Here is a 17,456-nt window from a genome sequence, read left to right on the forward strand (position 1 = left end):
TGCTTCCGGTTCCGATGCGGTAAAGTCCATCGACACTTCGGATGGAGCGTTTGATGAACCCGAGAATGCCCCGCTACGCGTCCGCCTGCGCCGCCTTGCTTGCCTGCGCAAGCATGCTGGCTGTTTCGGCGGCGCAAGCCTGCACCCGCTTTGTCTATCTCGGCGCCGGCGGACAGGTCGTCACGGCGCGCTCGATGGACTGGAAGGTCGACGTCGGCACCAACCTGTGGGTGTTTCCGCGCGGCATGAGGCGATCCGGCGAAGCCGGCCCGAACTCCATCCAATGGACCTCGAAATACGGAAGCGTCATCGCCTCGGGCTATGACATCTCGACAACGGACGGCATGAACGAAGCGGGGCTGGTGGCCAACGTCCTGTGGCTGGTCGAGTCCTCCTATCCCGCCTACGACGGCAAGACGCCCGGCCTGACGCTCGCGGCCTGGGCGCAATACGCGCTCGACAACTTCGCCACCGTCCAGGAGGCGGTCGACACCTTGGCGAAAGAGCCTTTCACCGTCGTCACCGACAACGTTCCCGGCGAAGCCCGCCTGGCGACCCTGCATCTCTCGCTCTCGGATGCCAGCGGCGACAGCGCCATCATCGAATACATCGACGGCAGGCAAGTCATCCACCACAGCCGCGACTACCAGGTCATGACCAACTCGCCAACCTTCGACAAACAGCTGGCGATGGAGGAGTACTGGAAGCAGATCGGCGGGACGGTCATGCTGCCCGGCACCAACCGGGCATCCGACCGGTTTGCCCGGGCGGCTTTCTACGTCAACGCGATTCCCAAGACGGAAGATCCGCTGGAGACGATCGCCAGCGTCTTCAGCGTCATCCGCAACGTCTCGGTGCCCCTGGGCATCACCACGCCGGACCAGCCCAATATTTCGTCGACCCGCTGGCGCACCGTCGCCGACCACAAGCGCAAGCGCTATTTCTTCGAATCGGCGCTGACGCCCAACATCTTCTGGGTCGACCTGGCGAAGCTGGATTTCTCGCGCGAGACCGGACAGGTGATGAAACTCGACCTCGGCCCGAACCAGGCGAACATCTACTCGGGCATGGCCAACGGGGGGTTCAAGCCGGCGGCGCCGTTCAAATTCCTTGGGATCTGAATCGATCGGCCTCATTTCGACCGCCCATAACAAACAAGCCCTCTTGCGAGGGCTTGTCGTTTTTGAACCTACGCCGTTACCAACCGGCGTATGTCAAGCGTTACAGCGGCGTGATCTTGGTCGCCTGGGGACCCTTGGGGCCCTGGCCGGCGATGAAGCTGACGCGTTGGTTTTCCTGCAGCGACTTGTAGCCGTTGCCCTGGATTTCGGAGAAGTGCGCGAACAGGTCCTTGCCGCCGTTGTCCGGCATGATGAAGCCGAAGCCTTTTTCAGCGTTGAACCACTTGACGATACCGGTTTCCATAATTGTTTCCTTGATGAGAGATGGGCACACGCCCGGGAACAGACGATCAAGGAGGGACTAGAACAATTTATGGCGCACTATCGGATCGCACACAACCGCAGGAATCGCAACACTTGAAGATCTGCATACACTATCAGGCATGCGGCCTCCACCGTCAAGGCGTATTGTGTGACAGGACTCGGCGGCTCCGGTGGCGGATATGCAATGATTCTTCCGAAACCGCCACTCCCCACCGTCCCCATGCTCCAGCCACAGGCTCTTCGCTACTTCGCCGAAGTCGTCCGCACAGGCTCCCTGCGCCGGGCGTCCGAGCTCTTTTTCGTTGCCCCCAGCGCCATCAGCCGCCAGATCGTGAACCTGGAGCAGGAACTGGGCGCGTCGCTGTTCGAGCGCTCGCCGCGCGGCATGCTGCCTACCGAGGCGGGGCGGATGCTGTTCGAGTTCGTCCGCGACAGCGACCATCGCATCGAACGCATTCGCTCGGATCTGCACGACCTGACCGATTTGCGGCGCGGCACGGTCCGGCTGGCGGTGATCGAGGCCGTGACCGGGGATTTCCTGCCGGCGCTGATGACGCGCTTCAGCGCCGAGTACCCGGGCATCGATTTCCACGTGGAGGTGTGCGGCACGCATCAGATCGCCGACCGGGTGGTGGGGGAATCGGCCGAGATCGGGCTGGCGTTCGACGTGCTGAGCCGCGAGGACCTGGTGCTGCAAGGGCGGCTGGCGCAGCCGTTGCAGGTGATTTGCCGCCCTTCGCATCCGCTGGCGCGCCGCAAGTCGTTGCGCATGGCGGATCTTGCCGGCGAACGGATGGTGTTGCCGGATGAGACCTTCGGCACCCGCTATCTGATCGACCACGCCGCCATGCGCGCCGGCGTTACGTTGTCCGTCCATTGCGTGGCCAATTCGCTGCAATTGCTCAAGACGCTGGTGGCGGGCTCGGATGTGATCTCGTGCATGCCGCCCCTGACGTTCGCACACGAAGAGGCCGCTGGGCTGCTGGCCGGGGTGCCGGTTTCGGACAAGTCGTGCCGGCAGGCCAGCCTGGACATCATCACGGCTCGTCACCACAAGCTATCGGCCGCGGCCAGGGCTTTTCTCGAGCCGTTGCTGGCGAAGTGCAAGGGGCGGTGATTCCGCCCAGGTGTTCTATTTTTCAGAACGCTGCCATCACTTGTTCCCCGCTTCCGTGGCACAGGCCTGACGCGTTTAATGAAAGTACTTTCATGGAACGCCTGGAGCCCGCGGCATGACTTTAGAGAAAATCCTGTCTCCCTATGACGGCAGTGTGGTGGGCGAAATGCCGGTTGCCGGTCCCGCCGACGTGGAGCAGGCCATCGTCCGGGCGCAGCGCGCCTTCGAGGTCATGCGCAAGCTGCCGCGCTTCGCGCGCGCCGACATCCTGTCGCGAGCGGCGGAATTGCTGAAGGTGCGCCGCGACGAGTTCGTGCGCACCATCGCCGCGGAGGCGGGCAAGCCATTGTTCGATGCGCGCGGCGAGGTGTCGCGGGCGATCTTCAACCTGACCAACGCGGCGGCGGAGGCCCGGCTCCAGCATGGCGACGAGGTGCCGCTGGACGCGGATGCCGGGGTGTTCGAGTACCAGACCACGGACGCCGATGGCCGCCCAGCTTCGCTGGCGGACCTGGACCACGCGGCGCTGGCGTCGATGCGCCGCCGTGTGGGAATCGCGCGTCGCTTCCCGATCGGCACCATCCTGGCCATCGCGCCCTTCAATTTCCCGCTGAATCTGGTGATGCACAAGGTCGCCCCGGCGATCGCGGTCGGCAACAGCGTGGTGCTCAAGCCGGCGCCGCAGACGCCGCTGACCGCGCTGCTGCTGCAAGAGCTGTTGGCCGACGCGGGGCTGCCCGCGGGCGCGCTGGAGGTCGTCCATTGTCCGGTGGACCTGGCCGAGGCCATGGTGCGCGACGAGCGCTTCGCGATGGTGACCTTCACCGGGAGCGCCAAGGTGGGCTGGCACATCAAGGCCATCGCCGGCCGCAAGAAGGTGGCGCTGGAGCTGGGCGGCAACGGCGCGGTGATCGTGGCCGAGGATGCCGACCTGGATCTGGCCGCCGCGCGCTGCGTGCGGGGCGGGGTGGTGTACGGCGGCCAGTACTGCATCGGGGTGCAGCGCATCCTGGTGCAGGAGTCGGTGGCCGATGTCTTCATCGAGAAGCTGGTCGCGAAGGTCGGGGCCTGCCGGGTGGGCAATCCAATGGAAGAGGGCGTCGACGTCGGTCCGGTGATCGACGAGAACTCGGCCAGGCGCATCCAGTCGTGGGTGGACGAGGCCGTGGCGCAGGGCGCGCGCGTGCTGGCAGGAGGTTCGCGCGAGCGTGCGGTGGTGATGCCGACGGTGCTGACAGACACGCGGCCCGGCATGAAGGTAGAGGACGAGGAGATTTTCGGGCCCGTCGTCACCGTGAATCGCTACCAGGATTTCGACCAGGCGGTGCATCGTGCCGCCGATTCTAAGTACGGATTGCAGGGCGGCATCTTCACGCAGGACCTGCGCCGTGCCTTCCGGGCGATCGAGGATTGGGAGGTCGGTGGCCTGATGATCAACGACGTGCCGATCTACCGCATCGACAACATGCCCTTCGGCGGGTGGAAGGAGTCGGGCACCGGCCGTGAAGGCACGCGCTACGCCATGGACGAGATGTCCGAGATCCGCCTGATGGTCATCAACTACGCCTGACTTTTCCTCTGCCGCACTGACGCCAGGAGCCTGCCCATGAAACGCTTGACCGTATTCTGCTGGATCGCTGCCTTTTCCCTGCTGTCGGGCGCCGCCCGCGCCGATACCTATCCCTCCAAGCCCATCAAGATGCTGGTGCCGTTCCCGGCAGGCGGCACGGTGGATTTCTTCGCCCGAACGGTCGGCCCGCGGCTGGCCGAGGCGCTGGGCCAGCCGGTGCTGATCGAGAACCGCTCGGGCGCGGGCGGCAATATCGCCGCCGAGGCGGTGGCCAAGTCGCCAGCCGACGGCTACACGCTGCTGATGGGGTCCGAGATCGTCTCGATCAACATCACGCTGTACGAGAAGCTGGGCTACGACCCGGTGAAGGACCTGGCGCCGGTGATCCTGGTCGGCACCGTGCCCAACATCCTGCTGGTCAGCCCTTCGCTGCCGGTCAAAACCACGCAGGAGCTGATCGCGTATGCCAAGTCGGGCAAGAAGATGTCGTACGCGTCCACGGGCCTGGGCACTTCCAGCCAGTTGTCGTCCGAGTTGTTCAAGTCGGTGGCGGGCATCGACGTGCTGCACGTCCCGTACAAGGGAGGGGCGCCGGCTATCGTGGACCTGGCCGGCGGCCAGGTCGAGATGATGTTCGTCAACATGCCCACCGGGCTGCCCATGGTCAAGGGCGGCAAGGTGCGCATCCTGGCGGTGACCAGCGCACAGCGCGCGCCGCAGGTACCGGACGTGCCCACCATCGCCGAGACCCTGCCGGGCTTCGAGACCGCGGCATGGTCCGCCATCTACGCGCCCGCCGGCACGCCCAAGGCGGTGATCGACAAGCTCAACGCGGCCATGGTGAAGATCCTGCAGATGCCCGACGTGAAGGCGGCGCTGGCCGAGCAGGGCGCCGTGCCGGCGGGCGGCACGCCCCAGGCCCTGGGCGATTTCACGAAGTCCGAGATCGTCAAATGGGAAAAGATCATCAAGGCGTCCGGCGCCAAGATATAGTCCGTCGATCCATTCCCGCCACGAGGTCCCGCATGTCCCAACCCTCCATTCGCATCGCCGTCGGCGACTACGACCGCACTCGTGCCCTGGTCGACGGCAGCGTCGGTGTCGAGGGCTTCGAGACCCGGTTCGCGACCGGCGACCTCGAGGCCATCTTCTCGCAGGCTTTCCAGACCGCCGAGTACGAGGTCACCGAGCTGTCGTTCAGCAACTTCCTGATCGCCAGCGTGCGAGGCGGCTGCCCCTATGTGGCCTTGCCCATTTTCCCGTCGCGCTCGTTCCGCCACTCGGCCATCTACGTGCGGGCCGGCAGCGGTATCGCCACGCCGGCCGGCCTGGCGGGCAAGAGGATCGGCCTGCGCGAGTATTCCAACACGGTGGCGCTGGTCGCCCGCGGCATGCTGTCGGACGAATACGGCTTCGATCCGGGCAGTTGCGCGTGGTTTGCCGGCGACGTGGACCACGTGGAGCGGGACACGATCGACCCGCGCAACTGGCCCAAGGGGGTGAATATCCAGGCCGTGCGGGGTCGCACGCTGTCGTCGATGATGGAGGCCGGCCAGCTCGATGCGCTGATCGCCTACACGCCGCCGGCGATTTTCGGCCGCGCCGGCGTGGGCCGGCTGTTTCCCGACTGGCGCGACGTCGAAAAGGACTACTACGCGCGCACGCGGCGCTTTCCGATCATGCATGTGATCGCGCTGCGGCGCGACGTGGCCGAGGCGAACCCCGGCCTGCCCAAGGCGCTGCTGGCCGCATTCAACCAGGCCAAGCAGGTGGCGCAGGACCGCCTGGCCATCCACCAGGCGCTGCCCGTCATGCTGCCATGGATGCAGGCCGAGGCCGAGAGCACGCAGGCGCTGATGGGGCAGGACTTCTGGCCCTACGGTTTCGAGGCCAACCGCGACATGATCGAGACGCAGATCCGCTGGTCGCACGAGCAAGGGCTGATTCCGCGCCGGCCGGCCGCCGAGGAGCTGTTCCCGGGCTGGTAAGCCTGCGCCGGCTCGCATCCCCGCCCACCACTATTCGTTCCCCGCATACAGGGAATGACCGCCTTCTATTGGACGCCGGCCAATAGGAGCGCCTATCTTTCGTCTCCAACAGGCGGCGCATGCCGCCCCCAAAAGAATCCACCGAAGTGGAACAGGAGACGACATGAGCCGGAACCGGCGGCCGATACGCAGCGGCATGGGCCGCAGCACCCCCGAACGCATCTTCGTCCAGGGCCTGGACCTGGCCCGGGACATCATCGGTACCCTCAATTTCGGCGATATGGCGTACCTGGAGCTGACCGGACGCCTGCCCGATGCGCGGCAATCCCGAGTATTCAACGCCATTCTCGTCACCCTGGTCGAGCACGGCATGACGCCCATGTCCATCGTCGCGCGGCTGACCTACCTGGGGGCGCCGGAGTCCCTGCAGTCCGCGGTGGCCGCGGGGCTGTGCGGGATGGGAACCACTTTCGCCGGTACAGCCGAAGGCGCGGCACGGATGCTGGAATCCGCCTGGGCCGCTACGCCGGAGGGCTCGCCAGAAGAGCTTGCGCGCGGCGTGGTCGCGGATTTCCGGAACCGCAGGCAGTCCGTCCCGGGTATCGGCCACAACCTGCACAAACCCGTTGATCCGCGCACGGGCCGCCTGTTTCAGGTCGCGGCAGAAGAAGGTTATTCCGGACGGTATGTCGACCTGATGCGCGCCATCGGCCAGGAAGCCGAGGCGGTTTACGGCAAGAGCCTGCCCGTCAATGCCACCGGCGCCATCGGCGCGCTGTGCTGCGAGCTTGGGATCTCCTGGCGCGCGGCGCGCGGGATCGCGGTCATGGGCCGGGCAGTGGGGCTGGTCGGCCATCTGGTCGAGGAGCAGGCGCATCCGGTGGCCGCCGAGATCTGGCTGCGTACCGAGGAAGAGGCTGGCGAACATGACACGCCGCCCGCGGGCGGACGACAAGGAGGGTGACATGCGGCGACTATCGATGCGATGGCTGGCGGTTGCGGTGGCGGGCCTGGCCTGGTGGGGGCCGTCCACCGCGCATGCGGAGTGGCCCGACAAGCCCATCCGCTTCATCGTGCCTTATCCGGCGGGAGGCGGTACCGACATCGTGGCGCGCGCCGTCGGCAAAAGGATGGCGGAAAACCTGGGCCAGCCCGTCATCATCGAGAACCGGCCCGGGGCCAGCACCATCATCGGGACCGAGGCGGTGGCCCGGGCCGAGGGGGACGGCTACACGATCGGCCTGGTGACGGATTCCCACGCGTTGAACCCGATCTTCTTCGGGCAGAAGCTGTCCTACGACTCGGTCAAGGATTTCGCGCCGGTCAGCCAACTGGTCTTCGTGCCGTTCATCCTGGTGGCCAATCCCAAGGCGCAGGTTTCCACCGTGCACGAACTGATCGCCGCCGCCAAGGCGCGGCCCGGGAAGATCACCTATGCCTCTATCGGGAACGGCACCCCGCACTATCTCGCCATGGAGTGGGTGAAGGCGCTGGCCGACATCGATCTGACCCATGTTCCCTACAAGGGGGTCGCCCCGGCCTTGGCCGATGTGGTGGGCGGGCAGGTGGACGTGATGTTCACCGGCATGTCCTCGGGCGTGCCGCACGTGCGTTCGGGCCGGCTCAAGGGGCTGGCCGTCTCGGGCAAGGAGCGGTCGGCGATCGCGCCGGACATTCCCACGGTGGCCGAGTCGGGCCTGAAGGCGTTCTCTTTCATGACCTGGTACGGGGTGGTCGCGCCGGCATCCACGCCGCCAGCGATCGTGGGGCGCCTGAGCAGGGAGATCCGCAAGGCGCTCGAGAGCCCGGAGGTCAAGGAACAGTTCGTGAAGCTGGGCGTGGAGGGGGCTCCGTCCACGCCGGAGGAGTTCGGCGCTTTCCTGCAACGGGAGTCGGCGCACTACCAGCACATCATCAAGTTGACCGGCGCAAAGGGCGAATAGTGGAATTGACTCAGGAACAACGGCTGATCCGGGACACGGTCCATGCATTGGCGAGCGAACGGTTCGCGCCGGGCGCGGCGGCGGCCGACCGGCAGTATCGGCCTCCGCTCGACAACCTGAAGGTGCTGGCCGGGCATGGCTATACCGGCATTTTCCTGCCCGAGAGCTACGGCGGGACAGGCCTGGGGCTGCTGGAGACGGTGCTGGTGGTGGAGCAACTGGCGCGGTCCTGCGCCAATACGGCCATGCTGTATTCCTGCACCGACGGCGCGACGCCGCGCGCCATCCTGCACATCGGTTCCGAACCGCTCAGGCAGCGCTACCTGCCTGCCTTCGCCAAGGCGGAGCGGTATGCGGCCTGGAGCATGTCGGAAGCGAATGCGGGCTCCGACGTGGGCAATGTGCAGACCCGCGCCGTCGGCGATGGCCAGCATTACGTGATCAATGGCAGCAAGCTCTGGTGCACCGCCGCCCAGGTGGCGGACGTGTTCCTGGTGCTGGTGCGGCTGACCGACGAGCCCGGCATGAAGGGCGTGGGGGCGGTGCTGGTCGAGCGCGGCACGCCCGGGTTTTCGGTGGGCAAGCATCTGGATCTGCTGGGGCTGCGCGGGACGGGCATGGCCGAACTGGTCTTCCAGGACTGCCGTGTGCCGGCCGAGAACCTGCTCCTGCCGGCTGGACGGATGAAGGATTTGCTGCAGGTGCTGGACGCCGATCGCATCACCGGCAACCCCCCCATCTGCCTGGGGCTGGCCCAGGCGGCGCTGGGCCATGCCGTCCAGCATCTGAAGGACCGTTCCCAGTTCGGCCGCCCGCTTGCGGAGAACCAGGGATTGCAGTGGAAGCTGGCCGACATGGCGATGGATATCGAGGCGGCGCGCGCGCTGGTGTACGGGGCCGCGCAGGCCATCGACCAGGGGCGGCAGTCGGTGGCGCAGGTTTCCATCGCCAAGACCTATGCCAACGAGATGGCGGTGCGCGTGACCAACCAGGCCATGCAGCTTGCCGGCGCATACGGGCTGTCGGAGGAATATCCCTTCGAGCGCTACTTCCGCGACGCGCGCGGCATGTCCATCGGCTACGGAACGACCGAGATCCATAGAAATTCCATCGCGCGGGAACTGCTCAAGGGCAGCTACCTCGTCTGACGCCTGATGCGCGGGAGGACCATGATGTCAGAAGCAAAGACCACCATCGACGCCGGCGACGGGCGCGGTTTCGCCGCTTATGTCAGTCGACCGGGGAAACCGAACGGCCATGCCGTGATCGTGCTGCAGGAGATATTCGGCGTGACCGACGCGATACGCGGCGTCGCCGATCGCTATGCGGCCGAAGGCTATCTCGCGCTGGCGCCCGATCTCTATTGGCGCATCGAGCCGGGCGTCGAGCTGAGCCATTCGAAGGCCGACATCGAGCGCGCGTTCCAGTATCTGGAGCGGTTCGACGAAGAGGCGGGCCTGGCCGACATCGGCAGGGTTGCCGCGCACATCCGCGCCATGCCGGGATTCCGGGGCCGCGTGGCGGTGGTGGGCCTGTGCCTGGGAGGAAAGCTGGCATTCCGCTGCGCCGCCAGACTGGAGGTCGATGCGGCGGCCGTGTTCTATGGCGTGGGGGTGGAGGACCATCTGGACGAGGCGGCCGCCTTGCGCTGCCCGGTGGTGCTGCACTACGGCGACCAGGACCGCTACGCGTCCGCCGAGGCCCAGGCCAGGATAGAAGCTGCGCTGCCGCCCACGGCAGGCGGAGGCTTTCACCGATACCCCGGGGTCGGCCACGGTTTCTATACGCGCGGCGAGCTGGCGGCGGCCGAGCTGGCCCACGAGCGGACCACGGCGTTCCTGCGGACCGCGTTGGGGGCAGGCAATCGATGAAAGTCCTTCAAGGGATCCGGGTGCTCGACCTGGGGAATTTCATTACCGCGCCGCTGGCCGGCATGTCGCTGGCCGAACTGGGGGCGGATGTCGTGAAGATCGAGCGGCCGGGCAGCGGCGACCCGTTCCGCGCATTCAAGGGGGGGCTCTACAGCCCCCAGTTCCAGGCGCACAACAGGAACAAGCGCAGCCTGGCGCTGGACTACACCCGACCCGAGGGGCGGGCCGTGCTGGACAAGCTGGTGGAAGACGCCGACGTGCTGCTCCTGAACATGCGTCCGGGCGTGGAGGAGCGGCTGGGCCTGGGCGCCGAGCGTCTGCGTCGGCTCAATCCCCGCCTTGTTTATTGCGCCATCACGGGCTTCGGCGCCAGCGGCCCCTATGCCGGCCGGCCGGCCTACGACAACGTGGGGCAGGCGGTCTCGGGATGGCTGTCCATGTTCCACCGCGGCGAGGACCCGCGGGTGGCCGGCCCCGCGGTATCCGATGCGGTGACGGGCATCTACGCCTGCCTCGGGATCCTGGGCGCCCTGGTGGAGCGGGCATCGACCGGCCTGGGGCGCAAGGTCGAGGTCAACATGCTCGAAGCGATGATCGCCATGGCGTGCGAGCCGCTGGGTTCGATGCTGGCAACCGGCCAGACGCCCACGCTGTATGGGCGGGCAGCCATGTCGCAGTCGTACATCCTGACCTGCCGTGACGGGCGCCGCATCGCCCTGCATCTTTCGTCGCCCGACAAATTCTGGCGCGGGCTGGTCCAGGCGATCGACCGCCCGGACCTGCTCGCGGCCTATCCGGCACGCCACGATCGCGTGGAACGCTACGACGAACTGGCGCGCACGCTGGCCGAGGTGTTTGCCCAGCGGGAGCGGGAGTACTGGCTGCCCCGGCTCGAGGCCCATGACGTTCCGTTCACCCCGGAGCGGACGCTGGACGAACTGGACGAGGATCCGCAGGTGCGTCACCTGGGCGTCTTCTATACGCAGCAGCATCCGCGCCACGGCACGTTGCGCGCCGCGCATCGCGCGATCCGTTACGACGGCGACCACGACAGCAATTTCCTGCCTCCGCCCGACCTGGGCGAGCACACGGAAGAAGTCTTGCGGGAGGCCGGTTTTTCCGAAGCCGCCATGAGCGAGCTCAGGCAGGCCCGAATCATCTGACGCGGATCTTTCCGCACGAAGGAGATGGCGATGAAGTTGGCACGCTTCACGGGAACGCTGTGCGCGCTGGGCCTGGCGGTTGCCGCCGGCCCGGCGGGCGCGGCCGGGTGGCCGGATCGGCCGGTGCGCATCGTCGTCTCGTCGGGGGCGGGGGGGACCGCGGACATCGTTGCCCGCCTGCTCGCGCAAAAACTGGAGGCGGCTTTCGGCCAGCCATTCGTCGTCGAGAACAAGCCTGGGGCGGGCGGACATGTTGGTGCCGCCCAGGTGGCCCGCTCACCCGCGGACGGCTATGTATGGCTGATGAGCGGCAGTCCGACGCACTCGGTCGGGCCGCACCTGTACAAGAACCTTCCGTATGACCCGATGCGCGACGTGCCGCCCGCCGCCATGGTCGCCATTGCGCCGAACCTGCTGGTCGTCAATCGCGAGCTACCCGTGCGATCGGTGGCGGAACTCGTCGCGCTGGCGCGCGAGAAGCCCGGCGAGCTGACCTACTCGTCGGCCGGCAACGGCACGTCGGGACATCTGGCGGGGGCCTTGTTGCAGAGCATGGCCGGGATTCGCCTCAAACACGTTCCGTACAAGACCGGTCCGGACGCGGTGACGAGTGTCATCGCCGGCGATGTCTCCATGACCTTCTTTACCGTGCCCGCGGTGATGAAGCAGGTGCAGGCGGGCCGGTTGCGGGCGTTGGCCGTGACATCGAGCGCGCGCACCCCGCTCGCTCCCGATTTGCCCACGGTGGCCGAGGCAGGCTATCCGGGATTCGATGTGCTGGGCTGGTACGCCTTGTTCGCGCCCAAGGATACGCCCGCGCAGATCGTCGACCGCTTGAGCGCGCAGGTCGAGCGTATCCTGGCCCAGGCCGACGTGCGCGAAAGACTCCAACAACTCGGCGCGGAACCGCACTACCTCGATGCCAAAGACCTGACCGCTTACATCGCGGTCGAATCACCGAAGTGGAAGACGCTGATCGAAGCATCGGGCGCACGGGTGGACTGATGGCCGAAAACAGTCAGATCGAGCGCATCGTGCGCTGGGACGTGTTCGTCCGCAGCCTTGCCTACGCTCGCGAGGTCCGTTGGAGCGACATGACCGAGGCGGCCGCGCAGTTCGTGATCCTGCGCATCGAGACCGAGTCCGGCGCGGCGGGGGCGGCCGAGGTCGTGGTCAAGCCGACGTGGGTCGGCGCCACCGCAGCCAGTCTCGTCGCCACGCTGCGCGAGGTGTTCGAGCCCTTGGCCCGGCAAACGGGGTTGTCGGGGCCGGGGCAACTACGCGGGGCGCTCGAATCCATCCCGGGCAACACCGTCGCCAAGGCCTTGATCGACAACGCATGCTGGGACTGGGAAGCAGCCCGCCAGGGGCAGCCGTTGTGGCGGCTGTGGAAGGGGCGGTCCGAGGTCGAACTGTCCTGGGCCGTTACCCGGCAGGCGCCCGACGCCATGGCGCGCGAGGCCGCCGCGATGGTGCAAGCCCATGGCTTTCGGACCCTGAAGATCAAGGGCGGGCAGGGGCTGCATCTGGACCGGGCCAGCCTGGCGGCGGTACGCCGGGCACTGGGCGATGCCACGCGCCTGTATGTGGATGCCAATGGCGCCTATCCGTTCGAAGAAGCCGCGGACTACGTGCGAGCCATGGCGCAGGAAGGCGTGGAGGTCGTGGAAGATCCTTCGCCTTTGTCCCCGGATGGCGCGTTCCAGGCCCTGCAACGGGAGGCGGGCCTGCCGCTGCTGGTCGATTTCGGGATGACCTCGACGCGGGACGCCCGGCTTTTCCTGGAGCGCGGCGCCGGCATCCTGAGCGCGAAGCCGGGGCGCTTCGGCCTTTCCGATGCGCAGGCCATGCGCGATCTTGCCGCCCGGGCACGGGCCGGCACGGTAGCAGGCCTCATGGGCGAGAGCGCCATGGGCACGTGGAGCGGCCTGCAATTCGCCGCGACGCTGCCGGCCGGCTCGCTACCCGCCGAACTGAGCTGGTTCCTGGCCATGCGGGAGCAGTACGTCGGGCACGTGCCGGCGATCGTCGACGGCATGGTGGCCCTGCCCGAGACCCCCTCCGTTGCCGAACTCGTGGACTGGGAAAGCATGAAAGATTTCAAGGTGCCGTCATGAGCAATGTCCGAATGGGCAGGCACGCCATCGCCTATGACGAACTGGTCGTGGGCGAGCGTTACGAGGGAAGCGCCCGAACGTTGACGCAGACCGATCTTTCCCTGGCCTGCATGTTGAGCGGAGACTGGCACCCCATTCACGCCGACGTCGAGTTCTGCCGTGCGGCAGGCATGCCGGGGCCGATGTTCCAGGGCCCCTACGGCATCCTGCTGGCCATGGGCATGGCGACGCAACTGCCTGTATTCGCGGATCCTGTCGTCGGCGCGACCGGCCTGGCGCAGTGGCGATACAGGCGGCCGTTGCGGGTGGGGGACACGGTGCATGTCAGGGCGACGATCAATGGCAAGCGGGTGACATCCGACGGACAGCGAGCCATCGTCGACAGACGCTTCGAACTGCTCGGCCCGGACGGGGAGTCGTTCCAGGAAGGGTATGGAGGAACCATGCTGCGGCTCTCATCCAGGGGGGAACAATCATGATTCTCGGCGACATCGTCGACCACAACGCGCGCTGCCTGCGCGATCATCCGGCCTTTCTTTTCGAAGGCCGCGTCATCACGCACGGAGAGTTCGGGCAAAGGGTGAGACGGCTCGGCAATGCGTTGCTCGCCCAGGGCCTGGCGCGCGGCGACCGCATTGCGATCCTGGCCCAGAATTGTCCCGAATACATGGAGATGTACTGTGTGGCGGGCATGTGCGGGTTCATCGCGGTCGGGATGAATTACCGGCTGTCGGCGGCGGACCAGGTTGCCATCCTGCGTGATTGCGCTCCTGCCCTGCTGGTCTATGACCCGGAGTACGAGGACCGGGTGCGGGAGTTGTGCACCGCCTTGCCTGCGCAGGTCCAGACCATGAAGCTGGGCGGCGATGCGGGCGATTCGGGCTACGAGGCGGCCATCGCCCGCGCGGACGCCGTGCCGCCGCCGATGCGCGCCCGGGACGACGACACCGTTTTCCTGATCTATACCAGCGGCACCACTGGAACCGCCAAGGGTGTCATGCTGGGCAACGCCGGCCAGGTGGAGCAGGCCCGCATGCTGGCGCTGTCGCACGGCGCGCAGCCCACTGACCGCATGCTCATCGTCATGCCCGCCTATCACATAGGGGGTACCACCGAGCTGCTCAGCTACCTGATCTGCGGTGCGACGATCGTACTGCACCGCCGGTTCGACGCGCGGGAGATCCTGGACAGCATGGCGCGCCATCGCGTGACGGCCGCCCACTTCGCGCCGATCATGATCCAGGCCCTGCTGGACGAGCAGGAAAGGCAGGCCGTGGACCTGTCCAGCCTGAAGACGATCTGCTATGCCTCCGCGCCGATGTCGGTGGCGCTGTCCCGGCGGGCGCATCGCGCGCTTGGCCGGATTTTCATGCAGGTCTATGGGATGACCGAGCACGGGCCCGGCACCGCTCTCCTGAAGCACCAGCACGAACCGGAGGGGGACTCGGCCCAGGCCGCCCGCATGGCGTCGGCAGGCCAGCCGATCCCCGGCGTGGAAATCAGGATCCTGGACGAGCAGGGCCGGGAACTGGAACAGGGGCGAATCGGCGAAATCGCCATGCGCTCGGCCGCCATCATGCAGGGCTATTGGGGCAGGCCGGCGGAGACCGCGGCGGCGCTGGACGGCGGGTGGATGAAGACGGGCGATCTGGGCTATTTCGACGAGGACCACTACCTGTTCATCGTCGATCGCAAGAAAGACATGATCATCTCTGGGGGCGAGAACATCTATTCGCGGGAAGTGGAGGAGGCGTTGCTGCTTCATCCCGCGGTCCTGGAAGCAGCGGTGATCGGCGTGCCCGATGAGAAGTGGGGGGAGTCGGTGAAGGCATTCGTCGCCCTGAAGGCGGGCGGGCAGGCCGACGAGCGCACGCTGATCGAACACTGCCGCCAGAGGCTGGCCAGCTACAAGAAGCCGCGCAGCATCGAATTCATGGCTGCGCTGCCGCGCCTGCCCAGCACGAACAAGATAGACAAGAAGGCATTGCGCGCGCCGTACTGGGCAAACAAGGCCAGGCAAGTCGCCTGAGCAGACAGACCAAAAGGAGACGAGCATGAACCTACGCAGGATTCTCGCCGGCGTTGCCGCGCTGGCATGGTTGGCGGCAGCCGGAGCGGCGCACGGCGAGGCGTTTCCCGCCAGGATGGTGCGCATCGTCGTACCCTTCACCGCCGGCGGCCTGGCGGATGTCGTGGCGCGTGGAATCGCCCAGGAGTTGACGAGCCGCTGGTCGCAGCCTGTCATCGTCGAGAACAAGCCCGGGGCCAATACCATCATCGCCGCCGAACACGTGGCCCGTGCGGCGCCGGATGGCTACACGCTGCTGATGGCCAACGACCCGACGCTCTCCTCCAATCAATATCTCTATCGCAAGCTTTCCTACGATCCGGTCAAGGATTTCGTGCCGGTGGTCAATCTCGTACAGACGCGGGAGATTCTGCTGGCGAGCAGGAAGTCAGGTCTGGCGAGCGTGGAGGCGCTCGTGGCGCGCGCGAAGGCGCGTCCCGGAGAGGTGACCTACGGCTCGTATGGCGTGGGAAGCAAGGCTCAACTCGATGCCGAGGCCTTTTCGTCGCTGGCGGGCATCCGGATGAATCACGTTCCCTACAAGGGCGTCGCCGACGTCATGGCCGCCCTGGTGGGCGGCCAGATCGACGTGGCCTGGGTAGGCGTGCCGCCATCCATTCCCATGGTCCAGGGAGACAAGGTCAGGCTGCTGGCGGTTGCGGCGCCGAGGCGGATCACCGCCTTTCCTGCCGCGCCGACGTTCGCGGAGCTGGGGTTTCCGGAGATGGTCTCGCAAGCCTGGTTCGGCCTGGTCGCGCCCAGGGACACGCCGGACGCCATCGTGGGCAGGATCGCCGCCGACGTGTCGGCCGTCGTCTCGCAGCCGGCTTTCCTGGACAAGTACGTGACGGGCGTCGGGCTCGAGCCGTTGAACCAGGGGCCCGAGGAGTTCGGCCGTTTCCTGGTCCGGGACCGGGCGGAGTACGAGGCCAGCATCCGCAATGCCAAGGTGAAGCTGGACTAGCCGGAGAAGAACGATGGATTTCGAGCTGGAACCGGAATTGCGCATGCTGCGCGACGCCGTGCGCCGTTTCGTGGAAAACGAGTTGTTGCCGCTGGAAGGTCGTTACGCCAATGAGTATGACATTCCCGACGATGTCCGGCTGCGGTTGCAGGACAAGGCGAAGGAATTGGGCTTTTGGGCTTTCGATCTGCCGGAGGAGGCGGGCGGAGGGGGCGTCGGCGTTGTCGGCATGTGTGTCGTGTTCGAGGAACTGGCCCGGTGCAACGTCCCCTCGTTCCGTGCCCCCACGGTTCTGACGCCCTATCTGGGGCCGGTATTGTTCCGTGGCAGCCAGAAGCAGAAGGAAACGTACCTGCTGCCCGTCGCCCGGGGCGAGAAGCGCACCTGTTTTGCGCTGACCGAAGCGGGGGCCGGGTCCGATCCGGCCGGCATGCGGACGACCGCGATCGCCGACGGCGATCACTTCGTCATCAACGGCGCCAAGGTCTTCATCACCGGCGCCGACAAGGCGGATTTCGCGCAGGTGTTCGCGCGCACCATCAAGGATGGACAGGAGCTGGGTGTCAGCTGTTTTCTGGTCGACCGGGGCACGCCGGGGATGCGCTTGGGCCAGAGCTTCGAGCTGATGTCGCCGGACCGGCCATGGGAACTGCTGTTCGACAATGTTCGGGTTCCGGCGGACAGCATGGTGGGCGTGGCCGGGCAGGGCTGGGAGCTGGCGCGGGAATTTCTCGACATGGGCCGCCTCATCCACGGCCCGAAGGCGCTGGGGCGCGCGCAGCGGGCCCTGGACATGGCGATCGCCTACGCCAACGAACGCTGTACGTTCGGACAGCCCCTGGCCCGGCGCCAGGCCATCCAGTGGATGATCGCCGATTCCATGGTGGAACTCCATGCAGCCAGATCCATGGTGCTGCACGCCGCGTGGAAGGCGGACCGCGGACTGGACTATCATCTCGAGGCGTCCGCGGTGAAGCTCTACGCGGACGAAATGTTGATACGCGTCGTCGACCGGGCCATCCAGATCTACGGCGGCGTGGGGTTGTCTCGCGAATTGCCGCTGGAACTCATGTATCGAGATGCGCGCAGCCGCACCATTACCGAAGGTTCTTCCGAAATGCAGCGGATGATCATTGCGTCGGGGGCGCTGTCCGGCCGGTACGGAACCAATCGCTTCGAAACTTGAACAGGCAGTAGGCATTGCCGCCGG

General features: G+C 66.5%; 17 protein-coding genes. 16 read left to right on the forward strand and 1 reads right to left on the reverse strand.

Annotated elements, in window-relative coordinates:
- The first annotated feature begins 53 nt into the window (after window positions 1–53).
- Window positions 54–1,121 carry a linear amide C-N hydrolase gene (locus CDO46_RS01635; RefSeq protein ID WP_087836834.1) on the forward strand — a complete coding sequence of 356 codons (1,068 nt, stop codon included), beginning with the start codon at window positions 54–56 and terminating at the stop codon, window positions 1,119–1,121.
- Between the two features lie 100 nt (window positions 1,122–1,221).
- Here CDO46_RS01635 and CDO46_RS01640 read toward each other — a convergent pair whose 3' ends face one another.
- Window positions 1,222–1,425 carry a cold-shock protein gene (locus CDO46_RS01640; protein WP_087836835.1) on the reverse strand — a complete coding sequence of 68 codons (204 nt, stop codon included), beginning with the start codon at window positions 1,423–1,425 and terminating at the stop codon, window positions 1,222–1,224.
- 204 nt (window positions 1,426–1,629) lie between these two features.
- Here CDO46_RS01640 and CDO46_RS01645 point away from each other — a divergent pair, with 204 nt between their 5' ends.
- The 15 genes from CDO46_RS01645 (at window position 1,630) to CDO46_RS01720 (ending at window position 17,432) form a co-directional block, all read left to right on the forward strand.
- Window positions 1,630–2,562 (forward strand): LysR family transcriptional regulator, encoded by a 933-nt coding sequence (locus CDO46_RS01645; protein ID WP_087836836.1) that lies wholly within the window; start codon window positions 1,630–1,632, stop codon window positions 2,560–2,562.
- Between the two features lie 115 nt (window positions 2,563–2,677).
- Window positions 2,678–4,132, forward strand: coding sequence for an aldehyde dehydrogenase family protein (locus CDO46_RS01650; RefSeq protein ID WP_087836837.1), 1,455 nt, complete (start codon window positions 2,678–2,680; stop codon window positions 4,130–4,132).
- A gap of 36 nt (window positions 4,133–4,168) precedes the next feature.
- On the forward strand, window positions 4,169–5,125 hold the full coding sequence (locus CDO46_RS01655; protein WP_087836838.1) for a tripartite tricarboxylate transporter substrate binding protein: 957 nt from the start codon (window positions 4,169–4,171) through the stop codon (window positions 5,123–5,125).
- Between the two features lie 32 nt (window positions 5,126–5,157).
- Window positions 5,158–6,120, forward strand: coding sequence for an ABC transporter substrate-binding protein (locus CDO46_RS01660; RefSeq protein WP_087836839.1), 963 nt, complete (start codon window positions 5,158–5,160; stop codon window positions 6,118–6,120).
- A gap of 163 nt (window positions 6,121–6,283) precedes the next feature.
- On the forward strand, window positions 6,284–7,084 hold the full coding sequence (locus CDO46_RS01665) for a citryl-CoA lyase (protein WP_087836840.1): 801 nt from the start codon (window positions 6,284–6,286) through the stop codon (window positions 7,082–7,084).
- 1 nt (window position 7,085) lies between these two features.
- A complete protein-coding gene (locus CDO46_RS01670; protein WP_165963369.1) occupies window positions 7,086–8,063 on the forward strand; it encodes a tripartite tricarboxylate transporter substrate binding protein in 978 nt (325 codons plus the stop codon).
- A gap of 5 nt (window positions 8,064–8,068) precedes the next feature.
- Window positions 8,069–9,211 carry an acyl-CoA dehydrogenase family protein gene (locus tag CDO46_RS27855; RefSeq protein WP_165963370.1) on the forward strand — a complete coding sequence of 381 codons (1,143 nt, stop codon included), beginning with the start codon at window positions 8,069–8,071 and terminating at the stop codon, window positions 9,209–9,211.
- Between the two features lie 21 nt (window positions 9,212–9,232).
- Entirely contained in the window at window positions 9,233–9,934 is a 702-nt protein-coding gene (locus CDO46_RS01685; RefSeq protein ID WP_165963371.1) for a dienelactone hydrolase family protein, read from the forward strand.
- Window positions 9,931–11,097, forward strand: a complete 1,167-nt coding sequence (locus CDO46_RS01690) for a CaiB/BaiF CoA-transferase family protein (protein ID WP_087836843.1) — start codon at window positions 9,931–9,933, stop codon at window positions 11,095–11,097. The genes CDO46_RS01685 and CDO46_RS01690 overlap by 4 nt, the downstream gene beginning before the upstream one ends.
- 30 nt (window positions 11,098–11,127) lie before the next feature.
- Window positions 11,128–12,102 (forward strand): tripartite tricarboxylate transporter substrate binding protein, encoded by a 975-nt coding sequence (locus tag CDO46_RS01695; RefSeq protein WP_165963372.1) that lies wholly within the window; start codon window positions 11,128–11,130, stop codon window positions 12,100–12,102.
- On the forward strand, window positions 12,102–13,214 hold the full coding sequence (locus tag CDO46_RS01700; RefSeq protein ID WP_087836845.1) for a mandelate racemase/muconate lactonizing enzyme family protein: 1,113 nt from the start codon (window positions 12,102–12,104) through the stop codon (window positions 13,212–13,214). The genes CDO46_RS01695 and CDO46_RS01700 overlap by 1 nt, the downstream gene beginning before the upstream one ends.
- Complete coding sequence (locus tag CDO46_RS01705) at window positions 13,211–13,693, forward strand: MaoC/PaaZ C-terminal domain-containing protein (protein ID WP_087836846.1); 483 nt, start codon at window positions 13,211–13,213, stop codon at window positions 13,691–13,693. Before CDO46_RS01700 ends, CDO46_RS01705 begins: the two co-directional genes overlap by 4 nt.
- Window positions 13,690–15,243: a long-chain-fatty-acid--CoA ligase gene (locus CDO46_RS01710; protein ID WP_087836847.1), complete on the forward strand. Its 1,554-nt coding sequence runs from the start codon at window positions 13,690–13,692 to the stop codon at window positions 15,241–15,243. The genes CDO46_RS01705 and CDO46_RS01710 overlap by 4 nt, the downstream gene beginning before the upstream one ends.
- A 25-nt stretch (window positions 15,244–15,268) precedes the next feature.
- The gene (locus tag CDO46_RS01715; RefSeq protein ID WP_087836848.1) at window positions 15,269–16,246 is read left to right on the forward strand and encodes a tripartite tricarboxylate transporter substrate binding protein; all 978 of its coding nucleotides are present in this window, start codon (window positions 15,269–15,271) and stop codon (window positions 16,244–16,246) included.
- Between the two features lie 13 nt (window positions 16,247–16,259).
- Entirely contained in the window at window positions 16,260–17,432 is a 1,173-nt protein-coding gene (locus CDO46_RS01720; protein ID WP_087836849.1) for an acyl-CoA dehydrogenase family protein, read from the forward strand.
- Window positions 17,433–17,456 lie beyond the last annotated feature (24 nt).

This window comes from Pigmentiphaga sp. NML030171 (genome assembly GCF_002188635.1).
In the GTDB taxonomy this organism is placed as follows: Bacteria; Pseudomonadota; Gammaproteobacteria; order Burkholderiales; family Burkholderiaceae_B; genus Pigmentiphaga; species Pigmentiphaga daeguensis.

Coding starts and splice junctions, on each gene's coding strand:
- CDO46_RS01635 (WP_087836834.1), top strand. CDS start 54: ATGAACCCGAGAATGCCCCGCTACGCGTCCGCCTGCGCCGCCTTGCTT.
- CDO46_RS01640 (WP_087836835.1), bottom strand. CDS start 1,425: ATGGAAACCGGTATCGTCAAGTGGTTCAACGCTGAAAAAGGCTTCGGC.
- CDO46_RS01645 (WP_087836836.1), top strand. CDS start 1,630: ATGATTCTTCCGAAACCGCCACTCCCCACCGTCCCCATGCTCCAGCCA.
- CDO46_RS01650 (WP_087836837.1), top strand. CDS start 2,678: ATGACTTTAGAGAAAATCCTGTCTCCCTATGACGGCAGTGTGGTGGGC.
- CDO46_RS01655 (WP_087836838.1), top strand. CDS start 4,169: ATGAAACGCTTGACCGTATTCTGCTGGATCGCTGCCTTTTCCCTGCTG.
- CDO46_RS01660 (WP_087836839.1), top strand. CDS start 5,158: ATGTCCCAACCCTCCATTCGCATCGCCGTCGGCGACTACGACCGCACT.
- CDO46_RS01665 (WP_087836840.1), top strand. CDS start 6,284: ATGAGCCGGAACCGGCGGCCGATACGCAGCGGCATGGGCCGCAGCACC.
- CDO46_RS01670 (WP_165963369.1), top strand. CDS start 7,086: ATGCGGCGACTATCGATGCGATGGCTGGCGGTTGCGGTGGCGGGCCTG.
- CDO46_RS01685 (WP_165963371.1), top strand. CDS start 9,233: ATGATGTCAGAAGCAAAGACCACCATCGACGCCGGCGACGGGCGCGGT.
- CDO46_RS01690 (WP_087836843.1), top strand. CDS start 9,931: ATGAAAGTCCTTCAAGGGATCCGGGTGCTCGACCTGGGGAATTTCATT.
- CDO46_RS01695 (WP_165963372.1), top strand. CDS start 11,128: ATGAAGTTGGCACGCTTCACGGGAACGCTGTGCGCGCTGGGCCTGGCG.
- CDO46_RS01700 (WP_087836845.1), top strand. CDS start 12,102: ATGGCCGAAAACAGTCAGATCGAGCGCATCGTGCGCTGGGACGTGTTC.
- CDO46_RS01705 (WP_087836846.1), top strand. CDS start 13,211: ATGAGCAATGTCCGAATGGGCAGGCACGCCATCGCCTATGACGAACTG.
- CDO46_RS01710 (WP_087836847.1), top strand. CDS start 13,690: ATGATTCTCGGCGACATCGTCGACCACAACGCGCGCTGCCTGCGCGAT.
- CDO46_RS01715 (WP_087836848.1), top strand. CDS start 15,269: ATGAACCTACGCAGGATTCTCGCCGGCGTTGCCGCGCTGGCATGGTTG.
- CDO46_RS01720 (WP_087836849.1), top strand. CDS start 16,260: ATGGATTTCGAGCTGGAACCGGAATTGCGCATGCTGCGCGACGCCGTG.